The sequence below is a fragment of the Segatella copri genome (assembly GCF_003465495.1).
Classification (GTDB): Bacteria; Bacteroidota; Bacteroidia; order Bacteroidales; family Bacteroidaceae; genus Prevotella; species Prevotella copri_G.
The window spans coordinates 1-1,380 of record NZ_QSAV01000108.1; the positions used below are offsets into that span (position 1 = coordinate 1).

At 51.4% G+C, this 1,380-nt stretch carries 1 protein-coding gene; it reads right to left on the reverse strand.

Annotation, left to right across the window (positions count from 1 at the left end):
- Window positions 1-159: 159 nt before the first annotated feature.
- A partial coding sequence (locus tag DWV53_RS15240) for a glycosyl hydrolase family 8 (RefSeq protein ID WP_118155453.1) occupies window positions 160-1,380 on the reverse strand: 1,221 nt, incomplete at its 5' end.

Genomic DNA, 1,380 nt, shown 5'->3' on the forward strand with positions numbered 1-1,380 from the left:
AAATATTCAGAAAGTTGATTATATGGATGGATTTTGTTGGCAGGGCGAACTTGATTTAACCTTATTTTATAAAATAGAGGGATGTTGAGGGATATTTTTGAACCCCGAAATCCTTATTCTGCTGTTTCATTATTCTAAGTAGAGAGAAATGTCTGTCTGCTAATAGATTCTAAAATTGCCCGATACATGGAGCATTGAGAGCATATAGACCATGCCTTCATAATAGCGCCATTGGCCCTTAGGTGGACGGGCGTCCCAGAGCATCTGCAGGTATTGACGCTTCAGTTTCTCGTCGTGCAAGGCGATAGCGCCTACAGCATTGGCACCGGTCATGCCGATGGTATAGTTGCCGGTAGGATTAGAGCCATCGACCTCAAACTGACCGTGCTCAAAGCCTTCATCTCTGAAGAAGGTGAGCAGGCGCAGCATGGTTTCGCTCTGTAGCTCACGGTCGGCTCCGAAGAGATAATAATCCATGCCGACATTCATGGGGCAACGTATGGCGTCATACTGAAAACGGCGCGAATCATAGCCACAATATGGGCCGCGGAAAGGCTCACCATCGTAGGTGCTGTAGTCGGGATAAAGTCCGGTGACAGGGTGGGATGCTATACGAAGTTGGCGACGTGCTGCCACCGAAGCCTCCTTCCAGAAGTCGGCACGCTCCTTGTCCCAACGCGACCACAGTTCGGTGAAGGCCGGAAGCTGGTAAGATGGATCGGTGTAGAGGTGAGCATCGTCAGTAGGCACGAAGGTGATGACGTGGGTGGCCGAATCGTAGAGGTTCCAGACGCCCTCGGTGCAGGGTTTGGTCATTGTTTGGTGGAGAATATCCAACGCATCATCCTCATATTGAGGGTTGTTCCATCGGTGGGCTGCCATGAAGAGTGCGGTAGCGAAATAGACCTCGCCGTCGCTTGCGTTCGAGTGTCCGAAGGGTGTGCCGTCAGCCTTGCATTGCCAGCAGAAATAACCGCTCCAGGGCGATGAATCGGGATAGCGCATGTAGGTCTTGGCCCAACGCCAGAGTCGGTCGAACTGCTTTGGTTTGTCGAGCTGCAGGCAGATCATCATGCCGTAGGACATTCCCTCGGTACGCACATCATCGCTGCCCACATCATAGACGAAGGCCATAGAGTCGTTCACCTCGTAATAAACCGTGCTCTGGTCGGCCTGAGCAAAACGCGAGAAGTCGCCTGGGGTGAAGAAGTGTTGCCAGAGCGAATCCATACGTGCATCGACCTGTTCCTGGCTGATACCAAGAACATGGTTGAAGTGGTTGGTGTACTTGCCTGTATAGAATGCGCCCTTGGCTGGAAGTGCATTTACAGAGATAGTTTTGTCGTTGCCCGCATTCGCCACCATATTGCATGAAACCAT